General features: G+C 67.1%; 24 protein-coding genes. 6 read left to right on the top strand and 18 right to left on the bottom strand.

Translation table 11 applies throughout. The features are described 5' to 3' along the window. Positions 1-73: 73 nt before the first annotated feature. Complete coding sequence (locus ACWPKK_RS19755; protein WP_452007480.1) at positions 74-1,000, top strand: ABC transporter ATP-binding protein; 927 nt, start codon at positions 74-76, stop codon at positions 998-1,000. Further along, entirely contained in the window at positions 997-1,758 is a 762-nt protein-coding gene (locus ACWPKK_RS19760; RefSeq protein WP_452007482.1) for an ABC transporter permease, read from the top strand. Before ACWPKK_RS19755 ends, ACWPKK_RS19760 begins: the two co-directional genes overlap by 4 nt. Positions 1,759-1,805: 47 nt before the next feature. Here ACWPKK_RS19760 and ACWPKK_RS19765 read toward each other — a convergent pair whose 3' ends face one another. The 9 genes from ACWPKK_RS19765 to ACWPKK_RS19805 form a co-directional block, all read right to left on the bottom strand. Continuing rightward, positions 1,806-2,390 (bottom strand): gamma carbonic anhydrase family protein, encoded by a 585-nt coding sequence (locus ACWPKK_RS19765; RefSeq protein WP_452007484.1) that lies wholly within the window; start codon positions 2,388-2,390, stop codon positions 1,806-1,808. 23 nt (positions 2,391-2,413) lie between these two features. Further along, positions 2,414-3,655: a CaiB/BaiF CoA transferase family protein gene (locus ACWPKK_RS19770; RefSeq protein WP_452007486.1), complete on the bottom strand. Its 1,242-nt coding sequence runs from the start codon at positions 3,653-3,655 to the stop codon at positions 2,414-2,416. Further along, positions 3,648-4,595 (bottom strand): hydroxymethylglutaryl-CoA lyase, encoded by a 948-nt coding sequence (locus tag ACWPKK_RS19775; RefSeq protein ID WP_452007488.1) that lies wholly within the window; start codon positions 4,593-4,595, stop codon positions 3,648-3,650. Before ACWPKK_RS19775 ends, ACWPKK_RS19770 begins: the two co-directional genes overlap by 8 nt. Positions 4,596-4,702: 107 nt before the next feature. Continuing rightward, positions 4,703-5,986: a TRAP transporter large permease gene (locus tag ACWPKK_RS19780; RefSeq protein WP_324870279.1), complete on the bottom strand. Its 1,284-nt coding sequence runs from the start codon at positions 5,984-5,986 to the stop codon at positions 4,703-4,705. Beyond that, positions 5,986-6,561 (bottom strand): TRAP transporter small permease, encoded by a 576-nt coding sequence (locus ACWPKK_RS19785; RefSeq protein ID WP_452007491.1) that lies wholly within the window; start codon positions 6,559-6,561, stop codon positions 5,986-5,988. The genes ACWPKK_RS19780 and ACWPKK_RS19785 overlap by 1 nt, the downstream gene beginning before the upstream one ends. Before the next feature lie 14 nt (positions 6,562-6,575). Then, positions 6,576-7,613, bottom strand: coding sequence for a TRAP transporter substrate-binding protein DctP (gene dctP / locus ACWPKK_RS19790; RefSeq protein WP_452007493.1), 1,038 nt, complete (start codon positions 7,611-7,613; stop codon positions 6,576-6,578). 159 nt (positions 7,614-7,772) lie between these two features. Then, a complete protein-coding gene (locus tag ACWPKK_RS19795; RefSeq protein ID WP_452007495.1) occupies positions 7,773-8,726 on the bottom strand; it encodes a LysR family transcriptional regulator in 954 nt (317 codons plus the stop codon). Positions 8,727-8,774: 48 nt separating this feature from the next. Further along, positions 8,775-9,179 carry a response regulator gene (locus ACWPKK_RS19800; protein ID WP_452007497.1) on the bottom strand — a complete coding sequence of 135 codons (405 nt, stop codon included), beginning with the start codon at positions 9,177-9,179 and terminating at the stop codon, positions 8,775-8,777. Positions 9,180-9,183: 4 nt separating this feature from the next. Next, positions 9,184-11,712: an ATP-binding protein gene (locus tag ACWPKK_RS19805; protein WP_452008228.1), complete on the bottom strand. Its 2,529-nt coding sequence runs from the start codon at positions 11,710-11,712 to the stop codon at positions 9,184-9,186. Between the two features lie 653 nt (positions 11,713-12,365). On the opposite strand from ACWPKK_RS19805, the gene ACWPKK_RS19810 reads away from it, so the two are divergent. Together ACWPKK_RS19810 and ACWPKK_RS19815 are read left to right on the top strand one after the other, a co-directional pair. Further along, a complete protein-coding gene (locus ACWPKK_RS19810; RefSeq protein WP_452007499.1) occupies positions 12,366-12,911 on the top strand; it encodes a hypothetical protein in 546 nt (181 codons plus the stop codon). A 123-nt stretch (positions 12,912-13,034) separates the two neighbouring features. Continuing rightward, positions 13,035-14,555 (top strand): AMP-binding protein, encoded by a 1,521-nt coding sequence (locus ACWPKK_RS19815; protein WP_452007501.1) that lies wholly within the window; start codon positions 13,035-13,037, stop codon positions 14,553-14,555. Positions 14,556-14,568: 13 nt separating this feature from the next. Here ACWPKK_RS19815 and ACWPKK_RS19820 read toward each other — a convergent pair whose 3' ends face one another. Together ACWPKK_RS19820 and ACWPKK_RS19825 are read right to left on the bottom strand one after the other, a co-directional pair. Beyond that, a complete protein-coding gene (locus ACWPKK_RS19820) occupies positions 14,569-14,994 on the bottom strand; it encodes a PAS domain-containing protein (RefSeq protein ID WP_452007503.1) in 426 nt (141 codons plus the stop codon). Positions 14,995-15,030: 36 nt separating this feature from the next. After that, the gene (locus ACWPKK_RS19825) at positions 15,031-16,026 is read right to left on the bottom strand and encodes a PDR/VanB family oxidoreductase (protein ID WP_452007505.1); all 996 of its coding nucleotides are present in this window, start codon (positions 16,024-16,026) and stop codon (positions 15,031-15,033) included. Between the two features lie 198 nt (positions 16,027-16,224). Between ACWPKK_RS19825 and ACWPKK_RS19830 the strand changes: the two genes are divergently transcribed. Further along, a complete protein-coding gene (locus tag ACWPKK_RS19830) occupies positions 16,225-16,860 on the top strand; it encodes an SH3 domain-containing protein (protein WP_452007507.1) in 636 nt (211 codons plus the stop codon). Between the two features lie 128 nt (positions 16,861-16,988). Here ACWPKK_RS19830 and ACWPKK_RS19835 read toward each other — a convergent pair whose 3' ends face one another. The 5 genes from ACWPKK_RS19835 to ACWPKK_RS19855 all read right to left on the bottom strand — a co-directional run bounded on the left by ACWPKK_RS19835 (position 16,989) and on the right by ACWPKK_RS19855 (position 22,915). Then, entirely contained in the window at positions 16,989-17,708 is a 720-nt protein-coding gene (locus ACWPKK_RS19835; RefSeq protein ID WP_324870268.1) for a metallophosphoesterase family protein, read from the bottom strand. After that, the gene (locus tag ACWPKK_RS19840; RefSeq protein WP_452007509.1) at positions 17,701-18,486 is read right to left on the bottom strand and encodes a hypothetical protein; all 786 of its coding nucleotides are present in this window, start codon (positions 18,484-18,486) and stop codon (positions 17,701-17,703) included. The genes ACWPKK_RS19835 and ACWPKK_RS19840 overlap by 8 nt, the downstream gene beginning before the upstream one ends. 92 nt (positions 18,487-18,578) lie before the next feature. Then, positions 18,579-21,077, bottom strand: a complete 2,499-nt coding sequence (locus ACWPKK_RS19845; protein ID WP_452007511.1) for a PAS domain-containing protein — start codon at positions 21,075-21,077, stop codon at positions 18,579-18,581. A gap of 335 nt (positions 21,078-21,412) precedes the next feature. Further along, complete coding sequence (locus ACWPKK_RS19850; protein ID WP_452008230.1) at positions 21,413-22,612, bottom strand: alpha-hydroxy acid oxidase; 1,200 nt, start codon at positions 22,610-22,612, stop codon at positions 21,413-21,415. A 129-nt stretch (positions 22,613-22,741) separates the two neighbouring features. Continuing rightward, a complete protein-coding gene (locus ACWPKK_RS19855; RefSeq protein WP_310115869.1) occupies positions 22,742-22,915 on the bottom strand; it encodes a hypothetical protein in 174 nt (57 codons plus the stop codon). 350 nt (positions 22,916-23,265) lie between these two features. Here ACWPKK_RS19855 and ACWPKK_RS19860 point away from each other — a divergent pair, with 350 nt between their 5' ends. Continuing rightward, positions 23,266-24,594: a nitrate- and nitrite sensing domain-containing protein gene (locus tag ACWPKK_RS19860; RefSeq protein WP_452007514.1), complete on the top strand. Its 1,329-nt coding sequence runs from the start codon at positions 23,266-23,268 to the stop codon at positions 24,592-24,594. A gap of 13 nt (positions 24,595-24,607) precedes the next feature. Here ACWPKK_RS19860 and ACWPKK_RS19865 read toward each other — a convergent pair whose 3' ends face one another. Together ACWPKK_RS19865 and ACWPKK_RS19870 are read right to left on the bottom strand one after the other, a co-directional pair. Beyond that, positions 24,608-25,825, bottom strand: coding sequence for a DUF2336 domain-containing protein (locus ACWPKK_RS19865; protein WP_324870263.1), 1,218 nt, complete (start codon positions 25,823-25,825; stop codon positions 24,608-24,610). Between the two features lie 35 nt (positions 25,826-25,860). After that, a complete protein-coding gene (locus ACWPKK_RS19870; protein ID WP_324870262.1) occupies positions 25,861-26,430 on the bottom strand; it encodes a winged helix DNA-binding protein in 570 nt (189 codons plus the stop codon). Between the last annotated feature and the right edge of the window lie 26 nt (positions 26,431-26,456).

A 26,456-nucleotide genomic window follows, 5' to 3' on the forward strand; every position in this document is an offset into this window, starting at 1 on the left:
TGCGGCATGGTCCGTCAGACGCTATGCTGGCGCCCGCTCTAATGGTGCCCGCACCCGCAAGCCGAGGGGAGATATGCAGCCAATCATTCAGATTCGTGGGTTGGAAAAGACCTACGCATCCGGCTTCCAGGCCCTGAAGGGCGTCGATCTCGACATTCGCCGCGGCGAGATCTTCGCGCTGCTGGGGCCGAACGGCGCCGGCAAGACGACGCTGATCAGCATCGTCTGCGGCATCGTCCGTGGGACGGCCGGCAGCGTGACGGTGGACGGCCACGACATCATGCGCGACTGGCGCGCCGCGCGGTCCCTGATCGGCCTCGTCCCGCAGGAACTGACGACCGAAGCGTTCGAAAGCGTCTGGGCGACCGTCAGCTTCAGCCGCGGCCTGTTCGGCAAGCCGCCCGACCCGGCGGTGATCGAGCGGATCCTGAAGGACCTGTCCCTGTGGGACAAGAAGGACACCAAGGTCATGGCGCTGTCCGGCGGCATGAAGCGGCGCGTGCTGATCGCCAAGGCGCTGTCGCACGAGCCGCGCGTGCTGTTCCTGGACGAACCGACCGCGGGCGTGGATGTGGAACTGCGCCGCGGCATGTGGGAGATGATCGGGCGCCTGCGCGACAGCGGCGTCACCATCATCCTGACCACCCACTACATCGAAGAGGCCGAGGAGATGGCCGACAGCATCGGCGTGATCTCCGGCGGGCGGATCATCCTGGTGGAGGAAAAGGCCGCGCTGATGGAAAAGCTGGGCAAGCGTCTGCTGACCCTGCAACTGCTGGCGCCGCTCGACGCCATCCCGCCCGAATTCGCCGGCTATCCGCTGACCCTGTCGGCCGATGGGCGGGAGCTGGTCTACAGCTTCGACACGCAGGGCGAACGCACCGGCATCGCCGGGCTGCTGCGCAAGCTGGGCGACCACGGCATCAACTATACGAACCTGCGCACCGAGGAGAGCTCCCTGGAGGAGATCTTCGTCAGCCTCGTGAAGGAGCGGGCATGAACCTGCATGCGATCAAGGCCATCTACATCTTCGAGCTGGCCCGCACCTGGCGCACGCTGTTCCAGAGCATCGCCGGGCCGGTGATCTCCACCTCGCTGTACTTCATCGTCTTCGGCGCGGCGATCGGCGGACGATTCGCGTCGGTGGAGGGCGTCAGCTACGGCGCGTTCCTCGTCCCCGGCCTCGTCATGATGTCGGTGCTGACGGAAAGCGTGTCGAACGCGTCCTTCGGCATCTACATGCCGCGCTATTCCGGCACGATCTATGAACTGCTGTCGGCCCCCGTTTCCGCCTTCGAGACGGTGATCGGCTATGTCGGGGCGGCGGCGACCAAGTCCGTCATCCTCGGCACGCTGATCCTGCTGACCGCAAGGCTGTTCGTGGATTTCTCCATCGCCCACCCGGTCTGGATGGTCGCCTTCCTGGTGATGACCTCGGTGACCTTCAGCCTGCTGGGCTTCATCCTGGGCATCTGGGCCGATGGTTGGGAAAAGCTGCAGATCGTGCCGATGCTGATCGTCACGCCGCTGGCCTTCCTAGGCGGCAGCTTCTATTCGATCAGCATGCTGCCGCCCTTCTGGCAGAAGGTCACCCTGTTCAACCCGGTCGTCTATCTGGTCAGCGGCTTCCGCTGGAGCTTCTACGGCGCCGCCGACGTGCCCGTCACGCTGAGCCTTGCCATGGTCGCACTGATGATGGCGATCTGCCTCGCCGTCGTCTGGTGGATCTTCCGCACCGGCTACAAGCTGAAGAACTGAGGGTTCGATTCAGGGGTGAGGCGATTGCCGCTTCGGCCGCAAGCGCCTCATCCGCGACCCAAGGCGGTCCGCGCGAGTGCGGCATAGTGCCTGACGTCGAAGGCGATGAACTCGACCTCCGCGTCGGTGACGTCGCGCAGGTACCTGGCCGGGCTGCCGGCCCAGAGCTGGCGGGCGGGGATGCGCTTGCGCGGCGTCAGGACGGCGCCCGCGGCCAGCATGGCGCCGCTTTCCACCACCGCCCCGTCCAGCACGATGGAGCCGATGCCGATCAGGCAGCCGTCGGCCAGCGTGCAGCCATGCATCCGCACGCCATGGCCGATCACCACATCGGCGCCGATGACGGTGGGATACTCGTTCAGCATGACATGGATGATGGTGCCGTCCTGGATGTTGGTGCGCGGCCCCACCGTGATGCTGTGGTCGTCGCCGCGCAGGACGCAGCCGTACCAGACGCTGGCCTCCGCACCGATGGTGACGTCGCCCACCACCACCGCGCCGGGGGCGATGTAGGCGTCGGCGGCGATGCGCGGCCACACACCCTTGAAGGGCTGGATGATGGCGCCGGGATGGCGGGCCCGCAGGGCTTCGCCGGTCTCAAAAGCCGTTTCGGGTGCGCTCTCGGAGGTCATTGCTTCTTTCCTTTTTTCACCGGTCAGGAGGCGAGCCGTTCCTCCCCCGCCTGCGCCTTCGGTCCTTCGGCCGGATCGGCCACTACCCCGGCGGCAAGCATCTGCTCGATCTCCGCCGGAGTATAGCCCAGTTCGGCCAGCAGTGCCGCGCTCTGCGCGCCCACCGGCGGCAGCGCCATGCGTGGGCCCAGCCGCTGCCCGTCCAGCGTCAGCGGCAGCAGCGGCACGCGCGTCTCGCCGCCGGTCTCGGTGGTGATGGAGGCCAGGCCCCCGCTCTGGTTCAGGTGGGGATCGTCGAACAGCTCCTCCGGCCGGTTGATCGGGGCATAGGGCAGGCCGTTGCGCTCGAACAGTTCGGAGATTTCGGCCTTGCTGTAGGCGGCGAGGCGGCGGCGGATTTCCGGCAGCATCCAGTCGCGGGCGTGGCAGCGCTTGGTGTTGCCGTCCAGCCTGGGGTCGGCCAGCAGATCGTCGAAGCCGAAGGCGGTGCAGAAGGTCCGCCACTGCACGTCGCTGACCGCCCCCAGGAAGATCTGCTCGCCGTCCTTCACTTCGAAGGTGTCGTAGATGCTGAAGGCGGCGATGCGCTCGGGGAAGGGCGGCGGGGCTTCGCCGGTCACTGCGAACTGCTGCATGTGCTGGGCCGACAGCAGGACGCAGGTCTCATACAGGCCGGACTGGATGTCCTGGCCGCGGCCGGTGGCGTCGCGGGTGCGCAGCGCCGCCAGGATGCCGATCACCCCGAACATGCCGCCCATGATGTCGTTGACCGAGCTGCCGGCGCGCAGCGGCCGGCCGGTGGGACCGGTCATGTAGGCGAGCCCGGCCATCATCTGCACCACCTCGTCCAGCGCGGTGCGCTTCTCGTAGGGGCCGGGCAGGAAGCCCTTCAGCGACAGGTTGATGATGCGCGGGTTGCGCGCTTTGAGGCTGGCGTAGTCGAGGCCGTAACGCGCCATCAGGCCGGGGCGGAAATTCTCCAGCACCACGTCGGCAGTGTCGACCAGCTTGTGGACGGCGGCCAGCCCGTCCGGGCTGTTCAGGTCGACCGCCAGCGACTTCTTGTTGCGGTTGAAGGTGCGGAAGAAGCCGGCGGCGGCCCCCGGCAGGGCGCGGGTCTTGTCGCCGGTCACCGGTTCAACCTTGATCACGTCGGCGCCGAGATCGCCCAGGATCATGCCGCAGGTCGGCCCCATCACCATGTGGGAGAATTCGACGACGCGGATGCCGGCCAAGGGCAGGTTGGGAGGGGTGGCGTCAGACATGGACGGGGCTCCGGTGATAATGGCTTTGGTCGAAATGCTTGGGCAGGCCGGCGGCGGCGATCTTGCCGTGCAGCGTCTGGCCGGGAAGAAGGGTGGCGAGCAGGCGTTGCGCCTCGATCAGGGCGTCCAAGTCGATGCCGGTGTCGAAGCCCATCGACTCCAGCATGAAGACCAGATCCTCGGTCGCGACGTTGCCGCTGGCGCCGGGGGCGTGCGGGCAGCCGCCGAGCCCGCCGAGCGAGGCGTCGAACTCGCGGATGCCGATGTCCAGCACGGCAAGGCAGTTGGCGAGGCCGAGCCCGCGGGTGTCGTGGAAATGGGCGCTCTGCAGCCGGTCGCCGGCGATGTCCTTGACCCGCCGGTAGAGGCGGCGGACCTGGGCCGGATTTGCGTATCCAACGGTATCGGCCAGCGCCACGCGGTCGGCCCCGACCTCCAGGCAGGCTTCGGCGAGGCGGACCACCTCGTCCTCCGGCACCTCGCCTTGGATGGTGCAGCCGAAGGCGGTGGAGATGCCGGCGTCGATGCGGGTCCTGTAGCCACCCTCATCGCGGGCGCGGCAGACGCGGGCCAACTCCTCCACCGACTCCTCGCGGGTCTTGCGGATGTTGGCGCGGCTGTGCGCCTCGCTGGCCGACAGGGGCAGGACGATGACGTCGGAGCCGGCGGCGAGCGCCGCCAAGGCGCCCTTCAGGTTGGGGGCCAGCGTGTGGACGATGACGCTGGGCAGCTTGCGGGCGCCGGCCACCACTTCGGCCGCGTCGGCCATCTGGGGCAGCAGCCTGGGCGGAACGAAGGAGGCGGCTTCGAAGCGGCGGACGCCGGCGCGGTGCTCTGCCTCCAGCCAGCGCAGCTTGTCGGCGGTGGGCACCACGCGGTCGAGAATCTGGAGCCCGTCGCGCAGGCCGACCTCGACGATGGTCACGGGGTCTTTCGTCATGGCAAGGGTCCTCCGTCCGGATGCGCGGGGAGGGTGCGCATCCGATGGAAACGGGAAGGGATAAGGTCGGGACGGTTTAAGGGGCGGTTAGAGGCCGAATCCCGCAATCAGATTCCGAAGCCCGCGGCTTGCGGCAGCCAGAGCGACAGCGACGGGACCAGCCAGGTCACGAACAGGCCCGCCATCATCAGCAGAACATAGGGCAGGGCGCCGCGCGTGACCTCGGCAAGGGACGACGTGGTGATGCCCTTGATGACGAACAGGTTCATGCCCACAGGCGGGGTGATCAGCGCCAGTTCCAGGTTGATCATCAGCATCACGCCGTACCAGATCGGGTCGATGCCCAGCGCGGTCATCACCGGCAGGATGATGGGGGTGGTGATCAGGATGATGGCGATGGTCTCCAGGAACATGCCCAGGATGAAGATCGCGAACATCACCGCCAGGATGAAGCCGCCCTGCGACAGGCCCAGCGCCGTCACCGTCTCCATGATCTGGGCCGGCAGGCGGATGATGGTGATGGCATGGCCGAACATGCCGGCGGCGGCGATGATCATGAACAGCATCACGCTGGTCCGCATCGTCTGCACGCCGCAATCCAGCAGGTCGGCGAAGGAGACGTTGCGGTAGACCAGCAGCGCCACCGCCAGCGCATAGACCGCACCGACCGCCGCGGCCTCGCCCGGCGTGAAGACGCCGAGATAGATGCCGCCCAGGATCAGCGGCGGCATCAGGACCGCCCAGATCGACCTGCGGAAGGCGGAGGCGACGGCGCCAAAGCCGGGCCAGGGCTGCGACTGCACGCTGTCCTGCCGCTTGGCCTGCAGCCAGCTGTAGCCGGCGAACAGAACCGCCATCATCAGGCCCGGAATGATCCCGGCCAGGAACAGGGCGCCGATGGACGCGTCGGTGACGATGGCGTAGAGGATCATCGGCCCCGACGGCGGGATCAGGATGCCCAGCGTGCCGCCGGCCGCGATCAGCCCGTAGGTGTCGCGCTGGCGGTAGCCGAAGCGCTTCATCTGCGGGATGGAGATCGAGCCGATGGTCAGCGCCGTCGCCACCGATGACCCGGAGATGGTCGAGAAGATGGTGCAGGACAGGATGGTGGCGAAGCTGAGCCCGCCCTTGATGTGCCCGACCAGCGTGTTCGACATCTCGTAGAGGTCGTCGACCACCTTGGCCTTGATCATGATGTGCGCCATCAGGGCGAACATCGGGATGGTGGCCAGCAGCGGGTTGTTCAGGCTGGAGAACACCGCATCGGCCATGCTGTCGATGCTGCCCTCGAACAGGACCAGCACGCCGAGCGAGGTGAGGGAGAGAGCCGCGAAGATCGGCATGCCGCTGAACAGCAGGAGCAGCAGCAGGCCCAGGATCAGGAACGTCATCAGTGGCCTCCCGTCCGCTCGTCGGTCTCATTTCCCGCCAGGGCGGCGAGCAGCTTGGCGAAGGCGACGATCCCCAGCAGGGCGGCGCCGATGGGAAGCGTGGCCTGCGGGATCCACATCGGCAGCTCCAGCTGCCCCGGCGAGAAGGCGTCGAAGTCGTAGGAGAACATGGCGGTGTGCCAGCCGGTGCGGGCCAGCAGCACGGCGAAGACCAGCACCGCCAGATTGGACCAGGCATCCAGCCAGCGCCGGCCGCGCGGACCGACGAAGCCCATGATCAGATCGATGCGGATATGGTGGTCGGTGCGCAGCGCCTCGGCCGCGCCGGCCATCACCATGGCGACGACCATGAAGCCGCAGGCCTCGTCCACGCCCTCCAGCGGCTGACCCACGACATAGCGGGCGAGCACGCCGGCGGTGGTCAGGGCCAGCACGACGACGATCAGCAGGATGCTGAGCGCGCCGCCGATGCGCGACAGGACCGACGCTGTGCCGGTCAGCAGGCGCAGGGCGCCATGGGAGGCTCCCTTTCCGCTGACGGGGGTAACGGTGTCGGGAGTGGACATGCTGCTCATGGCCGGTCCCCTCTTCACTGGAGCTTGTTGACGAGTTCCAGAAGCTTGCGGCCGTCGGCGCCGGTTTCGTCGGCGAAGCCCTCGGCGAAGGCGGGAGCCATGGCGGCCTTGAAGGCGGCATTCTCCTCCGGCGTCGCGACGTGCACCTTGACGCCCTTCGATGCCAAATCCGCAGGCGCGCTGGCCGCGGCCTCCTGCGAGGCTTCGATCGCCCAGCCGGAGGCAAGGTCGCCGGCCTTCTTCAGGGCGGCCTTGTCCTTGTCGGTCAGCTTGTTGTACCAGCCGGGATTGACGTAGCCGTGGAGATAGGCAGCCAGCGCCGGCACCACGGTCATGTGGTCCTGCACCTCGTAGTATTTGCGCGACCAGGCGGCGGCGACGTCGGTGATGGCGGAGTCGATGACGCCGGTCGCCAGCGCCTGATAGACCTCGCTGCCGGGAATCGCCACCGGGGTGGCACCCATCGCCTTCAGCCCGCGGTCGAAGGCGGGGCCGATGCCGCGCATCTTCTGTCCCTGGAAGTCGGCCGGCTTCAGCAGCGGCTTGCCTTTGGAAGTGAAGACGCTGGTGTTGGTCTGGAACATCCAGACGACGTTCTTCACGCCCTTCTTCAGCAGCCGCTCTTCAAGGAAGGCGGCGGCTTCGGAATCCGGCCATTTCTTCCACGCCTCGATCGAGGACATGGTGTAGGGGCCGACCGTGACGTTCATCAGCGGCAGGGTCTTGCCCCACTGGAAATTCAGCGAGAAGGCGCATTCGATGTCGCCCTTGGCGACGGCCAGGATGTTCTCGTTGGCCTTGATCAGGCTGTCGGAACCGAACACCTGGACGTCCAGATTGCCGTCGGACAGTGTCTTCACCTCCGCGGCCCAGCGGTCGACGACCTTCGCGATGTGATGGGACGGCGGCAGCTGATGGCTGCAACGCATCCGCGTCGCAGCCTCCGCATCCGTCGGCAGCGCCATCAGCGCCGTGGCCGAAGCGGCGGCGAGCAGCGCCAGCATCGGCTTCGCGCGGGTAAGACCATGGGCGGACGTCTTGGTGGTCGTCATGTCCTGCACCTCCCTTCGATGGTTCATTGCGGCGTTCCGGCGGCGGAGAAGCCAGGGCCGGAAACCGGGCCCATTCAACTGCGGGCCTTCGGATTGTTTGCTTGCAAAACAGAACAGCACGGGGGAGCAGGGTCGTAAAATACAAAGAAACGAAGCGAGCTATCTGGTTTCCAGATGGATGTCGCGCAGCCGGCCGGGCCAGCGGCCGCTCGCCTGCGCCTCGCGCACTACGTCGATCATCAGCCGCCGAGCCTCCACCACCGCACGGGACGCGGTCTTCATGCGCGAGGACACCAGATACAGGGTGCGTCCCATCGTCGGGTTCACCACCGGCCGCGCCACCAGTTCGCCGCGGGCGATCTCGTCACCGGCCAGCGCCGCCGACTGGATGGTCACGCCCAGCCCGGCGCTGACCGCCCGTTTCAACGGGATGGCCGATTCGATTTCCATATAGACCTTCGCGGCGATGGCGTTGCGCACCTCGGCATCGCTGGCCAGCGCCTGCAGCACGGCGGTGCGGCCGGGCATGATCAGCGGCAGGCGCAGCGCGTCGGCCAGATCGATGGGTCCCCCGTCGCCGAGCATCGCGCGGGTGCCGAGGCAGACCAGTTCCTCGTCCAGCAGCGGCACGCCTTCCAGGCGGTCGTCGTTGGGAGGCACCAGGGTCAGGGCAAGGTCGGCCTGCCCGGACAGCATCCACTGGTGCATAATTTCGCTGTGCGCCTCGATGACGCGGAGCTTCACCTCGGTCAGGGTGGAGGCGACCCGGCGGATGAAGGGCAGGCCGATGGCCTCCATCGCGGTGTAGTTGAAGCCGACCATCACGGGCCCCACCACCGCCCGCGCCAGCGACAGCACGTCCAGTTCCGCCTGCTCCAGCGCGTGCAGCACGCCCCTGGCATGGGCATGGAGCCGTTCCCCCGCCTCGGTCCGGCTGACGCCGCGCGGCTGGCGCACCAGAAGCTGGACGCCCAGATCCTCCTCCAGCGTCGCCACATGCTGGCTGATCGCCGATTGGGCGACGTTCAGGAACTCGCTGGCCTTGGAAAAGCTGCCCAGTTCGCAGACGGCGACGAAATAGCGGAGGCGGCGGAAGTCCAGCTTGGTCGACATTCGGGCTTGTCCCAGGGTTGCCCGGCGAGATTGCGCCGGTTTGAGAGATCAGATCCGATGTCGATCCCGATCGGCGAGGACCTTGCCGATCTCCCCCGCCAGCGCTTCCGGCGCATAGGGCTTGCGCAGGAGCGGCCCCGGCGCGTTCGGCGAGGGCCTGCTTTCCACCTCAGTGTAACCGGTGGCGTAGATCACCTTGATGGCCGGGCGAAGGGCACAGACACGCTCGGCCAGTTGGAAACCGTCGATGCCCGGCATGCGGATATCGGTGAACAGCAGGTCGATGCCGGGGTCGTTCCGGACCACCTCCAGCGCCTCCTGCGCGGACGCCGCCGGGATCACATGGTGTCCCATGTCCTCAAGGAGGTTCACGGTCATGATGCGGAGGAGATCCTCGTCTTCAACGACGAGAATGACCGCCGATCCGCCGGGCTGATGTGCTGTCGTCTGCATGGGCCTAATCCGCCACTGGCAAATACAAGGTGACCGTCGTTCCGTCGCCGGTCCTGCTGTCGATGGCGACACGGCCCCCCGACTGGCTGGCAAAGCCGTAGACTTGGCTGAGCCCCAGTCCGGTCCCTTTCCCCACCGGCTTGGTGGTGAAAAATGGCTCGAACGCCCGCTTGGCGACGTCCGGCGGCATTCCGCTGCCGCTGTCCACCACCCGCATGCAGACGAACCGCCCACCACCATGCGGGGCTGCACCGGCCTCGGCCAGCTTGGTCTCAAACCGCAGCAGACCACCGTCCGGCATCGCATCGCGGGCATTCACGGCGAGGTTCAGGAGCGCCGCATCCAGTTCCGAGCGGTCGAGCAGGACAGCCGGCACGTCATCCAGCTTCAGCTCGACCCGGATATTCTCCGGGAAGGCGCGGTCGAGAACCGGCGCCAGTTCTTCCAGCAATCCATTGAGGTCGACTGGCTGCGGGTCCAGACGCTGGCGCCGGGAGAAGGACAGCAGCTGCCGGGTCATCAGCGCTCCGCGCTCGATCGCCTCCGTCGCATGGCCCAGGACGCTGCGCAGGGCGGGATCGTCGGTGCGGCGGCCGATCAGGTGAACGGCCCCGCGCAGAACCATCAGGAGATTGTTGAAATCATGGGCGACGCCGGAGGTCAGCTGGCCCAGCGCCCGCATCCTTTCCGCATCATGGTGGGCGCTCGCCACCTCCCGCCGCAGCCGTGCCATGGTCAGGTTGGATTTCACGCGGGCGACGAGTTCCCGCGCCGAGAAGGGCTTCACCAGATAGTCGTCGGCGCCGACATCCAGCCCCTCGACGCTCGCCTCCTCGCCGGCACGGGCGGAGAGCAACACCACCGGCACGTCCCGCAGTACCGGATCGCGCCGCAAGGCCGCCAGCAACCCGAAGCCGTCGAGCCGCGGCATCATCACGTCGCTGAGCACCAGATCGGGTTTGGCCTGCCGCAGGATGCTCAGCGCCTCCTCCCCATCGGCCGCGGTGACGACCGTGAATTCGGCACCCAGAAGCCGGACGAGGTAGTCGCGCATGTCCGCATTGTCGTCCACGACAAGGACCCGGCCGCGCATGCCGTCACCCGCCGTCTCCGCCGGGCCGGCGTCGCTTGCGCCCGGGCCGACCCATCGTCCGGCCTCGGCGAGGAAGGCATGGGCCCTGACCGGCGTGGGCTCCAGATCCGCGCCGTCCAGATCAGCGCCTTCCAGATCTGCGTCGTCGGGCTCATCCGCGGACATTGCCGCTCCCGACCCCCACGGCAGCGAGACCGTGAAGGTCGAGCCCCTGCCCGGAACGCTGGCGACCTGCGCGTCGCCGCCGTGCAGCCGGGCGAGTTCGCGGACCAGGGCCAAGCCGATGCCGGTCCCCTCATGCGTTCTTCCCTGTGCCGAGGCGATTCGGTGGAAGCGGTCGAAGATCCGCTCATGCTCCGCCTCGGGGATGCCGATTCCGGTGTCGCTCACAGACAGCCGGATTCCCTCCGGCCCGCAGGACAGACTGAGGCCTATAGAGCCCGACATCGTGTATTTCAGGGCATTGGACAGCAGATTGAGGACGATCTTCTCCCACATGTCGCGGTCGACCCCGACCGGCTGCGGCAGGGGATCGCAGGCCACCGTGAAGCGCAAGCCGGCGGTCTCGATGGCGGAGCGGAAGCTGCCGGCGATATCGGCGGTGAAGGCCGCAAGATCGGTTTTCTCGATCCTGACCTGCGCCCGTCCCGCTTCGATCCGGGCGAAGTCGAGCAGTGAGTTCACCAGCTTGAGCAACCGCAACCCGTTGCGATGAACGGTGTGGATCAGGTCGCGGTCGGGTGGAGCCCATGTCTCGGCCCGCGTCAGCAGTTCCTCCAACGGGCCGAGCAGCAGGGTCAGCGGCGTGCGGAACTCGTGGCTGACGTTGGAAAAGAAAAGGGTTTTGGCACGGTCCAGTTCGGCAAGCGCATCGGCCCGCTGGCGCTCGGCCTCATAGGCCAGGGCGTTGCCCAGGCCGATCGCGACCTGTCCAGCCAACAGGTGCAGAAAGGACCGGTAGCCGTCATCCAGCCCCCGGTTCGGGCTCGTGCCGGTGACGAGCACGCCGATCGGCATCCCCTGTCCGGTGGCGCCGATGGGCTGGCTGACCGCCGTGCGCACCGGATCCCCCCATGGTCCCGCGGCTTTCGACAGACAACGATCGACACCGTCGGTAACCACCGTCTCGCCGGCCACGGCACGGCGCAATCCCCAAAAATCGGGCTCGTCACCACCGAACCGGATGGCGGCTGGTATCAACGGGGCATCGGCGGGAAGCCCGACGGCGGCCTGGAGGGTGAGCGCAGTCCCCTCCGCATTGGTGAGGTAAAGCAGCGAGAAAGGCACGTCCTGCGGGTGCTCCTCGACGACCACCGCCGCTCCGCGGCAGGCCGCCTCCACCGTACGCGTCTCTGCTGTCCGCGCGGCGAGCTCCCGAAGCAGCACCATGCGCCGTTCCCCGACAACCTGGGGCGTCACCTCGCTGCACACCGCCAGCATGCCGACGATCCGGCCGTCGTCATCCTCCGCCGGGGCGTGGGACACGCTGAAATAGGCCTCCTCCCGGTAGCCCGCCCTTTCCAGCAGAAGCAGCAGCGCCGGAGTCCAGTTGGCGACGCCGGTGCGCATGACCGCGTCGATCATCGGCCCCAACGTGTCCCAGGCCTCGGCGAGCGTGATCCTGATGTCGATGCCGAGCGCGCCCGGATGCTTGTCGCCGATCAACTGCGCGTAGGCATCGTTGTAGAACTGGGTGAACTCCGGTCCCCAGGTCAGGATCATCGGATAGCGGGAGGTCAGCAGCGTGCGGATGGTCGCCTTGAGGCTCTGCGGCCAGCCATCTACCGGACCGACGGGGGTGCGCGACCAATCGAGATCCCGCATGAGCGCCGCGACGGTACCGGCCCGGTCGAACACCCCCCGCTTGCTCTGGCTACCCACGCTCATTCCGGCCCACATCTGCAGTTAAGCTGCAATCATATATAGAGCCGATGCGCGGCCTGCCAGCAATCGTGGCGCCTGCGCCGTCTCGAAGGAGGGTTCCGGCCAAGCGCCTTTCACCGGCTGTTCAGAGCCGAAGCGCCGCATTTCGGTTGACGCGGCTTGCAACGGCCCACCACTGTGACCTGTCCGCACAGACGGAGAGTGCTTCGATGGTGATGCTGACCGAACAGTTCCTGATCGACTATCTCCTGATCACAGCCGGTCTGCTCACCGTTGCCAGCTGCGTGCTGGGAGGCCTGTTTCTCGGCACGGTCTACCGGCAGCCGAACATGTGGATGCGCTTGCCGCTCTGGGGGCTGCCGGCCACGTTGCTCACCACCGCACCATGGTCGCTTCTCCTGCCGATGCAGATGGCTCTGCTGATCGGTGCGGCCACCGCAGCCGCGATGATCGGCGGGCTGCTTCTGATGCCCTGCCGTGCAGGCCTGCCGGGCCGCGGGTGGACCGGAGTGGTCGCCGACGGTCTGTCCGGCATCGGCCGGACGATGCTGATGCTGGCGCCGGCGGTCGTGATCGGGAACGCCCCGGGATGGGTGCTGTGGCTTTCGCTGAGCGCCCTCGTTCCATCCCTCTATCGTGCGATCGTCCATTTCCGTCAGGTCGGCGGCGGCTTGCCGGCCGATGACAGCATCGTCTGGGGCGGCACCCAGGGCGCCGTGCTGGCCGGCGTTCCGGCCCTCCTGATGGTGCTGTGACGCTGCGGCCATCGTCTGGGTGGAACATTCCGCCTACGCCGTTGATGAACCTCCCGATTTGCGTCTATTGGTCTACAATCCGCAAAGCCAGCGGATTGGCCGCAAAAGGAAGGAACGGCACCGGTGAATCTGTTCTCCCTTCTCGATCAAGCGGCGGCCCGATTCCCTGACCGGGGAGCGGTGTTCCGCGGCACAGAAGAGGTCCACAGCTTCGCATCGCTTCGCTCGCGGGCTTTGCGCATCGCCGCGGGATTGCGCGCGAGCGGACAGCCGGGCGACCGCATCGCCATCGCCACCGAGAATGTGCCGGACTATGTCGAGCTGTTCTTCGCCATCTGGGCCGCCGGCATGGCGGCGACGCCGGTGAACGCCAAGCTGCATCCGCGCGAGCTGGTGCAGATCCTGGAGGATTCCGCGGCGACCACCGTCTTCGTTTCGCCCAAGCTGGCCGGCGGGTTGGAACAGGCGTTGACCGGGTCGTCCGCCGCATCTTGCCGCCGCATCGTCATCGGCGGGGCGGACCATGCGGCGCTGGCGGAGGGGGAGGAATGGGCCGGACCGATCGACCCCGACCCGCAGGCGTTGGGCTGGTTGTTCTACACCAGCGGCACCACCGGGCGGTCGAAGGGGGCGATGCTGTCCCACCGCAACCTGCTGGCCATGACCATTGCCCATCTCGCCGATGTTGAAACAGTGGACGAGGAATGCAGCCTGCTGCATGCCGCGCCGATGTCGCACGGCTCCGGCCTCTACATGGCGGCCTATGTCGCCCGCGGCGCCCGGCAGGTGGTTCCGGCTTCCTCGGCCTTCGAGCCGGCGGAATTCCTCGATCTCTGCGACCGTCATCCCGGTTGCGGCGCCTTCCTGGCCCCGACCATGGTGCAGCGGCTGCGGCTGGAGGCGGAGCGCGGCGGACGCCGGCCGGCTCATCTGCGCTCCATCGTCTATGGCGGCGGCCCGATGTATGTGGAGGAACTGCGGCGGTCGCTCGCGGCCTTCGGTCCTGTCTTCGCCCAGATCTACGGCCAGGGCGAGGCGCCGATGACCATCACGTCCCTGCGACGCCGCGACCATGCCGCCGACGATGACGCAGTGCTGGGATCCGTCGGCTTCGCCCGCAGCGGCGTCGAGGTGGCGGTGGTGGATGCCGAAGGCCGGCCGCTTCCCCCCGGCGAGGTGGGCGAGATCGTCTGCCGCGGCGACGTGGTGATGGCCGGATACTGGAACAATGCCAAGGCGACGGCCGAGGCGCTGCGCGACGGCTGGCTCTACACCGGCGATATGGGGTCCTTCGACCGGCGCGGCTACCTGACGCTGCGCGACCGGTCGAAGGACGTCATCATCAGCGGCGGCACCAACATCTATCCGCGCGAGGTGGAGGAGGTGCTGCTGCGCCATGCCGACGTCGCCGAGGTCTGCGTCACCGGCCAGCCCGATCCGGAATGGGGCGAGATCGTCGTCGCCTTCATCGTCGCCGAACCCGGCCGCGAGATATCCTCCGACAGCCTCGACGCCCACTGCAACGCCAGCATCGCCCGCTTCAAGCGGCCCAAGCGCTACCTGTTCGTCGAGGGACTGCCGAAGAACAACTACGGCAAGGTGGTCAAGCGCGAGTTGCGGGCGCGCCTGACCGGCGGGGCGTAGGGCAGGGTCTTTTTCAGCGTCCGGCCGCCTGCCGCCGCAGGGCCTTCAACTCTTCGAAGCGTGCCGATACGTCGCGCATGACCGATGCCATTCCCATCATCGTTCCATCCGCGTCCTTCAAGGGCACGATGGTGAACTCGACGGAAATGCGGCTGCCGTCCTTGCGTAGCGCCGGCACCGACAGCAGATCGCCGCTGCCATAGCGGCTCACGCCCGTCCGCATCACCTCGCCATAGCCCTCCCAATGGCGTTGGCGCTGGCGTTCGGGAATGATGATGTCCAGCGATTGGCCGAGCGCATCCTCGGCGGTGAAGCCGAACACACGCTCCGCCCCCGCGTTCCAGAACCGGATCAAGCCCTCCCGGTCGGAATAGACGATGGCCTCCGCCGGGCTGTTCAACAGCGCCAGTCCGAGCCGCTGCAGGTCTTCCTCGGTCATCATTCCTCCCAATGTCTTGTTGTGACGCATCGAATATCAGACATCCAACACCAATCTTGCGCTTCGGGCACGCGACACGCACAGCATCATCGTCTTGCCGGCGGCCCGTTCGGCGTCGGACAGCACGCTGTCGCGGTGGTCGGGTTCACCCTCCAGCACTGCCGTCTCGCAGGTGCCGCAGATGCCCTGCTCGCAGGACGAGTCGACCGCGACACCGGCGCCATCGAGCGCCTCCAGAATGCTGGTCCCCGCCGCCACAGTGACGGTCACGCCGGAGCGGGCGCAGACCACCTCGAAGCTGTCGTCCGACGCATCCTCCCGCACCGGCTCCGTGCGCGGCGCGAACCACTCGAAGCGCACGTCCTGCGTCGGCCGGGCGGCGGCGGCGACGGGCTCCATCAGCCGCTGCGGACCACAGCAATAGACCAGGACATCGTCGGGCGTCTCTGCGAGCAGCGCATCCACCGTCAGTTTCCTGCCTTCGTCGGCAGCATGGACCTCGACCCGGCCGTTGGCGCCCTTGCTGCCGGCCAATGCGCGGAGTTCCGGGAGGAACGGCGCCGCGGCTGCGCTGCGCACGCAATAGTGAAGAGCCCAGGCGGCCTCCCGGCGGGCCGCCTCGCGGATCATCGGCAGCAGCGGGGTGATGCCGATGCCCCCGGCGATGAACAGGTAGCGTGGCGCCTCGTCGAAGCGGAAACTGTTGCGGGGCAGGGCGACGGTGATGTCGGTGCCCGGCTCCAGATCCCCATGGATGAAGCGCGATCCCCGTCCGCCCTGCACGTTCAGAACGGCGATGCTGTAGGCGTGCCGGTCCGCCGGATCGCCGCACAGCGAATAGGACCGCACCGCCCCGTCCGGCAGATGGACGTCGATGTGGGCACCCGGTTCCGCTGGCGGCAGCAATTCGCTTTCGGGATCGCGCAGTTCGACCAGCAGGACCTGCGGTGTCACCTTTTCCAGACGGTGCACGCGCAGCGTCCGTGTTGTCGGGGGCGAGCGCCGCGGCGTTTCCAGCTGAACACTGCTCATCGTCTTACCTGCCTCAGAGGTTTATCGGCCAAGATCGGCTGCCTGTCTGGTATGCCAGATCCCAGACAGGCAGCCTAAAACCTCAAGTTAACTTCAGGTCAAGCGGAAATACCGGAGGACCGTTCATGGATCATCCACCCATTGCCGAGTGTTGTTCGAAAAACGGTGCGCACCGGCACCCCAGCGGGAGGAGCGGTCATGTCACGGAAAGCGATGTTGGTCCTGGTTGCGGCACTCGGCTTGGCAGGAACGCCGGTGGTTCCGGCGTTGGCCGCATCGGGCGATGTTCATGCGGTGGTGGGGGAGAAGGTGAACCTGCGTGCCGGCCCCTCGGACGACGCGGCGGTTCGCTCCACCATCGCGCGCGGGGACGAGGTCGTGGAGTTGCGGCGGGACGGCAGTTGGCTGGGCGTCCGGGTGCTGCGCACCGGAGAGGAGGGGTGGCTGTTCGCCGATCTCGTCAAGCGGAACTCTGCCAGCACGCTGGGCGGCGGTGATACGGCTCCGGCGCAGGCCGGCTTCGGGCGGCTTTCACCCGGCTTCGACGGATTGGTGGCAAACATCAGCGACAAGCTTGGCTACCGTTTCGCCGAAAAGGTGGAGCAGTCCGGCAACGGCACCCTGCGCGTCGTGCCGACCCAGGAATGGCAGTACAACACCGGCCGCGACGGCAAGATGTTCGCGGCTCTGGCCCTGTACCAGATGTGGAAGAACTACAACAATGGCCGCCCGGTGACGATGACGTTGGGCTCACAAGGCCCGACCGCCATCACCATCGCGGATGCCGCGAACGGCCCCGAACTGACCGGCCCGATGTTGAACTCGGCCCGTTGACGAGGAAGGTCAGCGCTCGGCTGGGCTCGGCAAAATCGATCTGCGAGCAATATTCACCCATCAGCGCTGACCACCCGTAAACCACTGTGGTTGCAAGAAAGTTGTACTTCAGAATAGAACCTGCCCGTTCAAATCTCGATCAGCGCATAAGGCCGGCCGGTTTCCTTCGGGATGGTCTGCGCCACGTTGTAGACCGGCGTGCCGCGAAGCGTCTTCCCCGAATAGGTCCCGTGATGGGCATGGCCGTGGGCGATGGCGCGGACATTGTCGAAGCGGTCGATGGTCTCGGCCAGCCGCGACGACCCCAGGAACGGGAAGATCTCCGTCGGCTCCCCCTCCACCGTCGCGGCGATGGGGGCGTAATGCAGAACCACGAACACCCGCTCCGTGTCCAACTGGCGCAGCGCGCTTTCCAGCCGCATCGCTTCGTTCACCGCCTCATGGACGAATTGCTTGATCGCCGGTTCGCCGAAGCTGTCCAGCATCCGGTTGCCGAACCCGCCGCCGAAGCCCTTGACCCCGGCGAACCCCACCCCGCCGATCTCCTGCGGGGCGCCGTCCAGGAAACGCACGCCGGCCTGGGTCAGGATGTGCTGGACCTCTTCCAAATGGCCGCATTCGTAATCATGGTTGCCGAAGACGGCGACGATCGGGATGCCGATGGCGCGCAGGGCGTCGGCCAGGATTTCCGCCTCGCGCGGCTTGCCGTGGTTGGTCAGGTCGCCGCACAGCGCCAGCACGTCGGCCTTGGCGGCGATCTCCTGGAACAGCTCGCGATAGGGATACTGCGTGGTCTCCCCGACATGGATGTCGCCGATGGCGGCGACGGTCAGCCTGCGCTCATCCATTCTTCTTCTCCCTCGGGATCTCCTTCGTGCCCTCCTCCCCGACGACGTCGGCGAAGCCCCATTGGGTGACGTCGATCAGGTAATCCTCGCGCGAGAAGAGCCGGCCGCGGCAGATGCGGGTCTGGGCGACCGGCAGCTTGGCGCGTTCCTGCATCCGTTCCAGCAGTTCGGCCACCAGCCAGTCGGGCACGCAATCGCGTTCGGTCGGATAGATGAACCGGAAATTCAGGAGGTGGATCAGCAGCACCTCCCAATATTGCTCCATATGGGCGAGCAGCCTTTTCCAGTCGACCTTGTCGTGCTGCTTCAGGATCAGGTGCGCCACGTCCGGGCCATCGTATTTGTGGCGCATCTGGACGAAGGACTTGGAGAAGATCATCTCCGTCGGCGCCACCAGCCGCACGTCGGCTCCGCAGATCACCGCGCGATGTTCTTCCTTGAACCAGCGGTCGTTGACCGGGTTGATGGCGACGGCCGAATTGAAGATGACGTCGAAGAACAGGTCGCCATGCTTGACCTTGCCGATCCAGCGTTCGTCTTCGATCTCCGTCCCGAAGCCATGGTCCTGGAAGTGACCCAGGATGCGCGGGAAGTCGCCACCGCAGCAGAAGATGTCGATGTCCTTGGTCGGCCGGTTGATCCCGGTATAGGCGCTGACCGCATAGGTCCCGCCCAAAAGGAACGGGATTCCCGACTGGGTCAGCAGCTTCAGGCTTTCGGTATAGAAGGCTTCGGCCTCCGCGGAGACGGTGGCGCTGCCCTCACGGAGTTCGCTCATGAACCACTCCCCATTGCGCGCCGACATGGCACGTTGCCCCGATACAACAGGGCAGAGGGGCAAGCGTTGCAGGGGGCAGTGCGGTGGTCCCGTCAGCCCGCTTTCAGAAGGGTGGCGAGCTGCTCGGCGAGAGCCTGCGGCCTGAACGGCTTGTGCAGAACCGCGCAGTGCTCGATGCCGTCCGGCTTGTCGGCATATCCGGTGATGAGAAGAACCGGCAACTCCGGCGTCAGGCGCCGCGTCTCCTGGATCAGGGCGACGCCGCTCATTCCGGGCATGGCGTAGTCGGTGATCAGGACGTCGACCGCCTCCGCGTCCTGCAGAACCTGCAGCGCCTCCACTCCGCTCGCGGCGGCGAGCACGTTGTAGCCGAGCATCTCCAGAACAGCCGAGGCGCCGGTTCGCACCAGATGGTCGTCGTCGGCCAGCAGCACGACCTTGCGGCTTGCCGGCATCGTTTCCGGTGTCGGCGCCGGTGCCGTGGTCTCGACATCCACGGCGCGGGGAATGAAGATGGTCACGGATGTGCCCTTGCCGGCCTCGCTGGCCATCGTCACCCCGCCGCCGGACTGGGCAACCATGCCATAGACCATCGACAGGCCGAGGCCCGAGCCCCTGCCGACCTCCTTGGTGGTGAAGAAGGGCTCGAAGGCCCTGGCCAGCGTCGGCTCGTCCATGCCGGTCCCGGTGTCGGCCAGGGTGATCGCCACATATTCGCCGGGCACCAGTTCCGCCGGGCGTCCAGCTTCGCCCTGCCGCCGGATGACGACGTTGTCGGTGTGCAGCGTCAGAACCCCGCCCTGGGGCATCGCATCCCTTGCATTGATCGCGAGATTGAGGATCGCCGATTCCAGCTGTGCCGGATCGACCATCACCGGTGCCGTGTCGGCGGGCACATCGATGTCGAAGTGGATCAGGCCGCCCAGCGTGCGTTCAAGCAACGGCTGCATGCTCTCGACGAGGGAAAGCAGCCGCGTCGGCTTCGGCGTCAACATCTGGCGCCGGGCGAAGGCGAGCATCGAATGCGTCAGTTGGGCGCCGCGCGTGATGGCCTCCTCCGCGGCGGTGAAAAGCCGGCGCGGCGAGCCGTCCGGAACAAACCTGTCCAGCACGGCGAGGCAACCGCCGATTCCCTGAAGCAGGTTGTTGAAATCGTGTGCCATGCCGCCGCTGAGCTGCCCGACGATCTCCATCTTCTGCGCCTGCACCAGCTGGATGGTCCGCTCTTGGACCAGCCGTTCCAGTTCCTCGCGCGAGCGTTCCAGAACGGCCTCGGCCTCGCGCTGCTCGGTCACGTCGGTATGGACGCCGACCCACTCGCGGATGGCCCCGCCGGCATCGACCAACGGGATGGCCCGGATGCTGAAACGGCGCCAGACGCCGTCATGGCGCCGCACCCGATGCTCGAAGACATAGGTCCGCCCTTCCGCCACCGCGGCTTTCCAGGCGTCGACGGTCGCCTGGGCGTCGTCGGGGTGAACGGCCCGGGCCCAGCCATAGCCGCGATACTCGTCGAAGGATTGCCCGGTGAGCGCGGACCAGCCGGGCTGCTCGCCCTGCATCTCGCCATGCGCGGTGTTGGTCCACAGAATGCCGTTGACGGCATGAACGGCGGCCCGGAAGCGCTCCTCACTGTCGCGCAGCGCGGTTTCCGCAGCCCTGCGGCTTTCCACATCGATGAGGACGCCCGGAAAGTTCAGCGGCGTGCCGTCGGGCGCGTGTTCGACCCGGCCGTTCGCTTCGATCCAGTGGTAACGCCCGTCGTGGCGGCACACCCGATATTGATGGGCGTAGGCCCCGCCGCGCCCGATCACCTCGGCGATTGCGGCCATCAGACCCGGCTTGTCGTCCGGATGGACCGTCGCGACGACCTGTTCGATGCCGAGGCCCGTGCTGCAGACCTCCGAAGACAGCCCGAACGAGCGGGCGAACTGTTCGTCCGCCGTGAAATGGTCGGTCGGCAGATGCCAGAACCAGGTGCCGATGATGGCGCCCGCATCAAGGGCAAGCTGCACGCGCTGGGCATCGGCGCGGGCGCGGGCCTCGCTTTCCATCAGCCGGCGCTGCACCATCACCGGTTCGGTGATTTCGGTACAGGCACAGAACAGGCCGGCGACCGAACCGACATCGATCCTGAGAGGAGAGTAGAAGAAGGAGAAATGAGTTTCTTCCCGGTAGCCGCGCCGCTCCATGAACAGTGTGATGTCGTCCATCTGCACCGGTTCGCCGCGATAGGCCTGGGCCACGATGCCCTCGAGATCGCCGCGTATCTCGTTCCAGACATCGAGAAAATCCTGCCCCATCGCCAGCGGATGCTTGTTGGCGAGGATTTCGGCATAGGGCGCGTTGTAGATCAGCGTGCGCTCCGCCCCCCAGACGACGAACATCGGCTGGTTCGAGCCGAGCATGACGCCGATGATCGTCTTGAGGGGCTGTGGCCAAAGCTCCGGCGGCCCCAGGGATGTGTTCGCCCAGTCCTGCGCCAGGATGAATTCACCGAAGGCGCCGCCGCCGGTCAGGAAAGCCAGGGTGGCCCGATCATGCCCGGAGGGCTGGCTTTCGCCGTCCGCAGGGTCGAGTGAAGATGTCAACTGCGGTCTCGTCGGTCAGGGCCAATGGAGAATCACTATGCCATGAGATTGAGGAAGCGGCTTGCACTTTCCACTATCCCATGTGGGTGCATCTTTCTCGTCAAAGCTTCTTTCAGGCCTTGAGCATGGCAATATTGTTCTTGACGAGCTGAAGCGTGACTGACGAACCGGTCACTATTATTTCGGGATTGTAACATTTTGGGGCTTCTCTTCGACCAGCACCCATGCAGGCAAGCCCTGGACCCGCCCGGGAAGACGGTGAGGAACAGCGCCGGAAACCCGTTCCACGCCGTTCCACCCCGCCAAAGCTGCCGTCCTGGCCATCAGCGAACCGGTCAGACCCCGAAATCGGGCTTCCCGGCCAGGATGTTGGAGGTGACGTGCTTGATGTCGCGCAGGCCGCACATCGCCATGGTGACGTCCATCTCCTTGCGGATGATCTCCAGGCACTGGGCCACGCCGGCCTCGCCGCCGGCCCCCAGGCCGTAGAGGAAGGCGCGGCCAATGAAGGTGCCCTTGGCGCCCAGCGCCAGCGCCTTCACCACGTCCTGGCCGGAGCGGATGCCGCCGTCCATCAGCACCTCGATCCGGTCGCCGACCGCCTCGACGATGGCCGGCAGCGCCGCGATGGACGAGATGGCGCCGTCCAGCTGCCGCCCGCCATGGTTGGAGACGATGAGCGCGTCGGCCCCGGTGTCGGCGGCCATCACCGCGTCTTCAGCGTCGAGAATACCCTTCAGGATCAGCTTGCCGCCCCAGCGGTCGCGGATGCGGCGCACGTCGTCCCAGTTCAGCGTCGGGTCGAACTGCTCCGCCGTCCAGGAGGACAGCGACGACAGGTTGCTGACGCCGGTGGCGTGGCCAACGATGTTGCGGAAGGTGCGGCGGTGGGTGCGCAGCATGTTGATGGACCAGCGCGGCTTGGTCGCCATGTCCAGAATATTGCCGACGGTCAGCTTCGGCGGGGTGGACAGGCCGTTCTTGATGTCCTTGTGGCGCTGGCCGAGGATCTGCAGGTCCAGCGTCAGCACCAGCGCCGAACAGCCGGCCGCCTTGGCGCGGTCGATCAGCTTGTCGATGAAGGCGCGGTCGCGCATGACGTACAGCTGGAACCAGAAGGGCTTGTCGGTATTCTCCGCCACATCCTCGATCGAGCAGATGCTCATGGTCGACAGCGTGAAGGGAACGCCGGCCTTGGCGGCGGCGCGGGCGGCCAGGATCTCGCCGTCGGCATGCTGCATGCCGGTCAGGCCGGTCGGGGCCAGCGCCACCGGCATCGCCACCGGCTGGCCGACCATGGTGCTGGCCAGCGTCCGGTTGGTCATGTCCACCGCCACGCGCTGGCGCAGCTTGATCCGGCCGAAGTCCGATTCGTTGGCGCGATAGGTCGACTCCGTGTAGGAGCCGGAATCCGCGTAATCGTAGAACATCCGCGGCACGCGCCATTCCGCCAGTTGCCGCAGATCCTCGATGCAGGTGACGGGCCGGTCGGTGAACAGGTTCGCCCAGCGCGACGGAGGCCGCGACGAGGGCATGCGAACGGAGGTCATGGGGCGTGTCTCAACGGTTGCGCGTGAAACGAAGGGGGTAGGATTTGGCCATCCCCTCCGCGCACCGTCAAGCACGCCCTCGTCAGATCCCTGCTGAATCCGTTCGCCCGCCGGTCAGCGCGCCGGTTTGGCCTTGCGCTTCGGCTTGGCGGGTTTCGGCGGAGTCATCATGGATTTCAACGCCGCCGACTGGTTGCGCTTGGCCGCCGACATGGCGGCGGTAGTCCACATCCCGGTGGCCCGGTTGGCCCAGGACAACCAGGCGCTCATGAAAGGATTCTTGGCCATGGCGGGTCGACTCCGGAACAGTTGGGGTGCCGACTCAACAGCGGCGAGCGGGCATTTGTTGCACCGCACCGGAAGCGGCCGAAATGTGCGTAAATTTTCGGCGAAGTCGCTGCATTCTTAGGCAACCGCATGAACGCAGAGCGGCCGGCTTGCGGCGTAGAAGCCCTTCTCCCCTTGCGGGAGAAGGGTTGGGATGAGGGGTGCAGCGGACCGCAAGGACGGGGGAATCCCGGACTTCCACCCCCCCTCACCCCAACCCCTCTCCCGCAAGGGGAGAGGGGCCTGTTTCCGCTGGCATATCCATTGCTTATCGGCTCCTGGGGCAGCGCGATCATGGGGGAACGGGCCGGATGGTGACGCAGCAGGAAACCAAGGACAGCGGAGCGGGCACCGCGGCCGCAAGGTTCCTGCGCGCCGCCAAGCTGTGCCGCATCCGCGACGTCGAACAGCTACTGGCCGTCAGCTCCCTGGTCCGCGACATGAGCGGGCTGATCCACGCGCTTCAGAAGGAACGCGGCGCGTCCTCCATCTATCTGGGCTCCAGCGGAAAGCGCTTCGCCGAGGATCGCGCCCGCTGGCAGGCCGACGCCAAGGCGCTGGAAGCGGTCCTGCGCGACCGGCTCGACCATGTGGACCGGCAGCTCGACCGCCTCAGTTCGGGCGCGCAATTCTACAACCGCGTCGCCATCGCCCTGCATGCGCTGGACGGGCTGCCGGCGCTGCGGGAACAGGTGGCGTCGCTGGCACTGGTGCCGCAGGATGCCGTGAAGTCCTTCACCGACATCGTCGGCCATCTGTTGGCCGTGGTGTTCGAGGCGGCGGATATCGCCGCCGACCCGGCGATCTCCCGCGCGCTGGTGGCGCTGTTCAACATCGTGCAGGGCAAGGAATTCGCCGGGCAGGAGCGGGCGACGGCCAGCGCCGGCTTCTCGCGCGGGCGGTTCGACGGGGCGGAGCATGGCCGGCTGGCCCGGCTGATCGACGCGCAGAACCGCGCCTTCCGCATCGTCGCGGAATTCGCCGACCCGGCCCACACCGCCGCTTTCCGCGCTGCACTTTCCGATCCGGCGGTGGCGGAAGTGGAGCGGATGCGGGCGGTGGCGCTCGGCGACGGCGCCCGTCATGGCGAGCTGTCGGGAATCACGCCAGAATCCTGGTTCGAACAGGCCACCCGCCGCATGGATCTGCTGAAGACGGTGGAGGACCGGCTGACCGAGGATCTGCGCCTGCTGTGCGAGGCGAAGCTGGCCCAGGCGCGCGCAGATCTTGAACAGGCCGACCTGCGCGGACATGATGCGGTGATGCCGGTGGCGATGGTGCTGGTCGACGCCGATCCCGCCCTGCCCGGACAGGACGGCACCGGGCTCTACGCCCCGGACGGGTTGCGGCCGAAGCTGATGCGCTCCGTGCTCGACGTCGTGCAAGCGCAGTCGCAGCGTCTGCGCGACGTCAGCCTGGAGTTGGAGAGCGCCAAGGCGGCGCTGAACGAGCGCAAGGTGATCGACCGCGCCAAGGGCCTGCTGATGTCCACCCGCAACCTGTCGGAGGAGGAGGCCTACAAGCTGATCCGCAAGACGGCGATGAACCAGAACAAGCGCATCATCGAGGTCGCCGAGGCGATCCTCAGCATGTCCGACATCCTGCGCGGCGTGACGGCGGCCGGGGTCGGGGCCAGCTGACGACTGCCCCGCCTCACTGCATCGTGCGCACCGGCGAGAAGGGCAGGCCGGCCTGATCCAGCGCCCGGTCGATCACCTCCTCCGACTTCTGGTCGAACAGCTGCAGAAGCAGGTCGTCGACCATCCAGTCGTTGGTGGGGGTGCAGGCGGTGAACAGTTCGCTGATGACCTCCGACTGGAAGTCCTCGCGCCGGTTCTCCTCGCCCTCATACTCCATCCGCTTGGCGACGCCGACCGCGACCTGGAAGGGATGGGTCAGGCCGGGGGCGACGGTCGCCTTCTTCATCAGCGCCGCCATGCCCAGCTCGCCATCGTCCCAGGCCAACCGGCGGGCGTTCTCCGCCGGAATGCCTGCGCGCAGCGCCATGCCGGCGACGAACAGCGACAGGTCGCCGGCGCACAGCGCCCGGAACAGCAGCACCGGCGTCAGGCGGCGGTTGGCGTGCAGCCACTGGATCACCGAATCGATGTCCTCGGCGCCGCGCAGCACCGGGCGCAGCAGCCGCATGGTCGCCGCCTCCCGTCCGCGCTCCACCAGCCGTTCCACCAGTTCGCGCGACAGGCCGTGCGCCTGCATCAGGGTGGTGCGCATGCTGTCCGACACGAATGCGACGACGCGCTCCACCATCGCCAGCGACAGGCCGGGACGGGTCGCCGCCGCCTCGCTGACCATGCGGACCCGGCCGAAGCGGTCGAGCGCGCGGTGCATCGCGCTGTCCGGCACCTCGGCCCCGTCGTTGCGCAGCAAGGCGGTCACGGCGACGACGTTGCCGCGCTCCGCGATGGCTCCCGACACGCGGGCCGAGACCTTCGACCGGCTGGCGACCGCCACATGCTTGCCGGAATCCGGATCGGACAGCACGTCCAGCAGCAGGTCGTCGGTCAGGCCCGCCGCGTCGCGCAGGATCGGGAAGGCCACCCGCCCGACGTCGCGGACCAGCCGTTCGGCCAAGTCCTCGGTCAGCAGCGGGCTGTTGCGCAGCTGCCAGGCCACCGCCTCGCGCACCGCCACCTGGGCGTCCCCGGCGAAGCAATGCACCACCTCGATGGCCAGCGACCGTTCCGCCGGGCTGAGCGCGCCGGCTTCCAGGTCATGGAACAGCTTGTTCATCGTCTCGATCCGCGTTTCCGCGGTGGGCGAGGTCAGCAGGCGTTCCACATCCCGCGACGACAGGGCGTTCGGGTTGGGTGCATCTGGCTGCGAGGTCTGCGGTTGGACGGCATGTGGCATAGGGGCACCCGGCTGCGGCATCGGACGAAAACCCATCAGTCGAAATCGAGGCAGGAATAGCGGACCATGTCGCCCCACAGCCGGTCCAGCCGGCGGAGCGTGCGGTAGCTGGCCTTCAGGTCGCGCGCCTCGGTCTCGTTGCGCACCAGCGCCTCGGCCTGGGCGTGTTCCATCCGCCGCAGCCCTTCCCAAAGCTCCCGTCCCTTGTCGGTCAGCTGGAGCCGCGCAGTGCGGCGGTCGCGCTGGTTGGCGGCGCGGTTGATGTAGCCGGCATCGACCAGGATCTTCAGGCTGTAGGACGCGTTGGAGCCCAGGTAATAGCCGCGTTCCATCAGGTCGCGGACCGACAGCTCGTCCTCGCCGATCAGCATCACCATCAGCGCCTGGACCGGGCCGATGTCCTCGATGCCCTGCTTGGACAGGCCGACGCGCACGACGTCCAGATACCGCCGGTGCATCCGCTCGATCAGGCGCGCCATGCCGTGGAAGTCGGCGAGGTCGAGGTCCTCGCCGGGCTTCCGGGCGGGGTCGCCGCCGGGCTTGTCGTCCGGTCCAGGCTCGGGCGCGTCGTCATCGTCCCAGTTCAGGTTGCTCATCGCGTCCATGATCCCGGCTCTGCCATTGCCGCCAT

It is taken from the genome of Azospirillum largimobile (assembly GCF_977007025.2).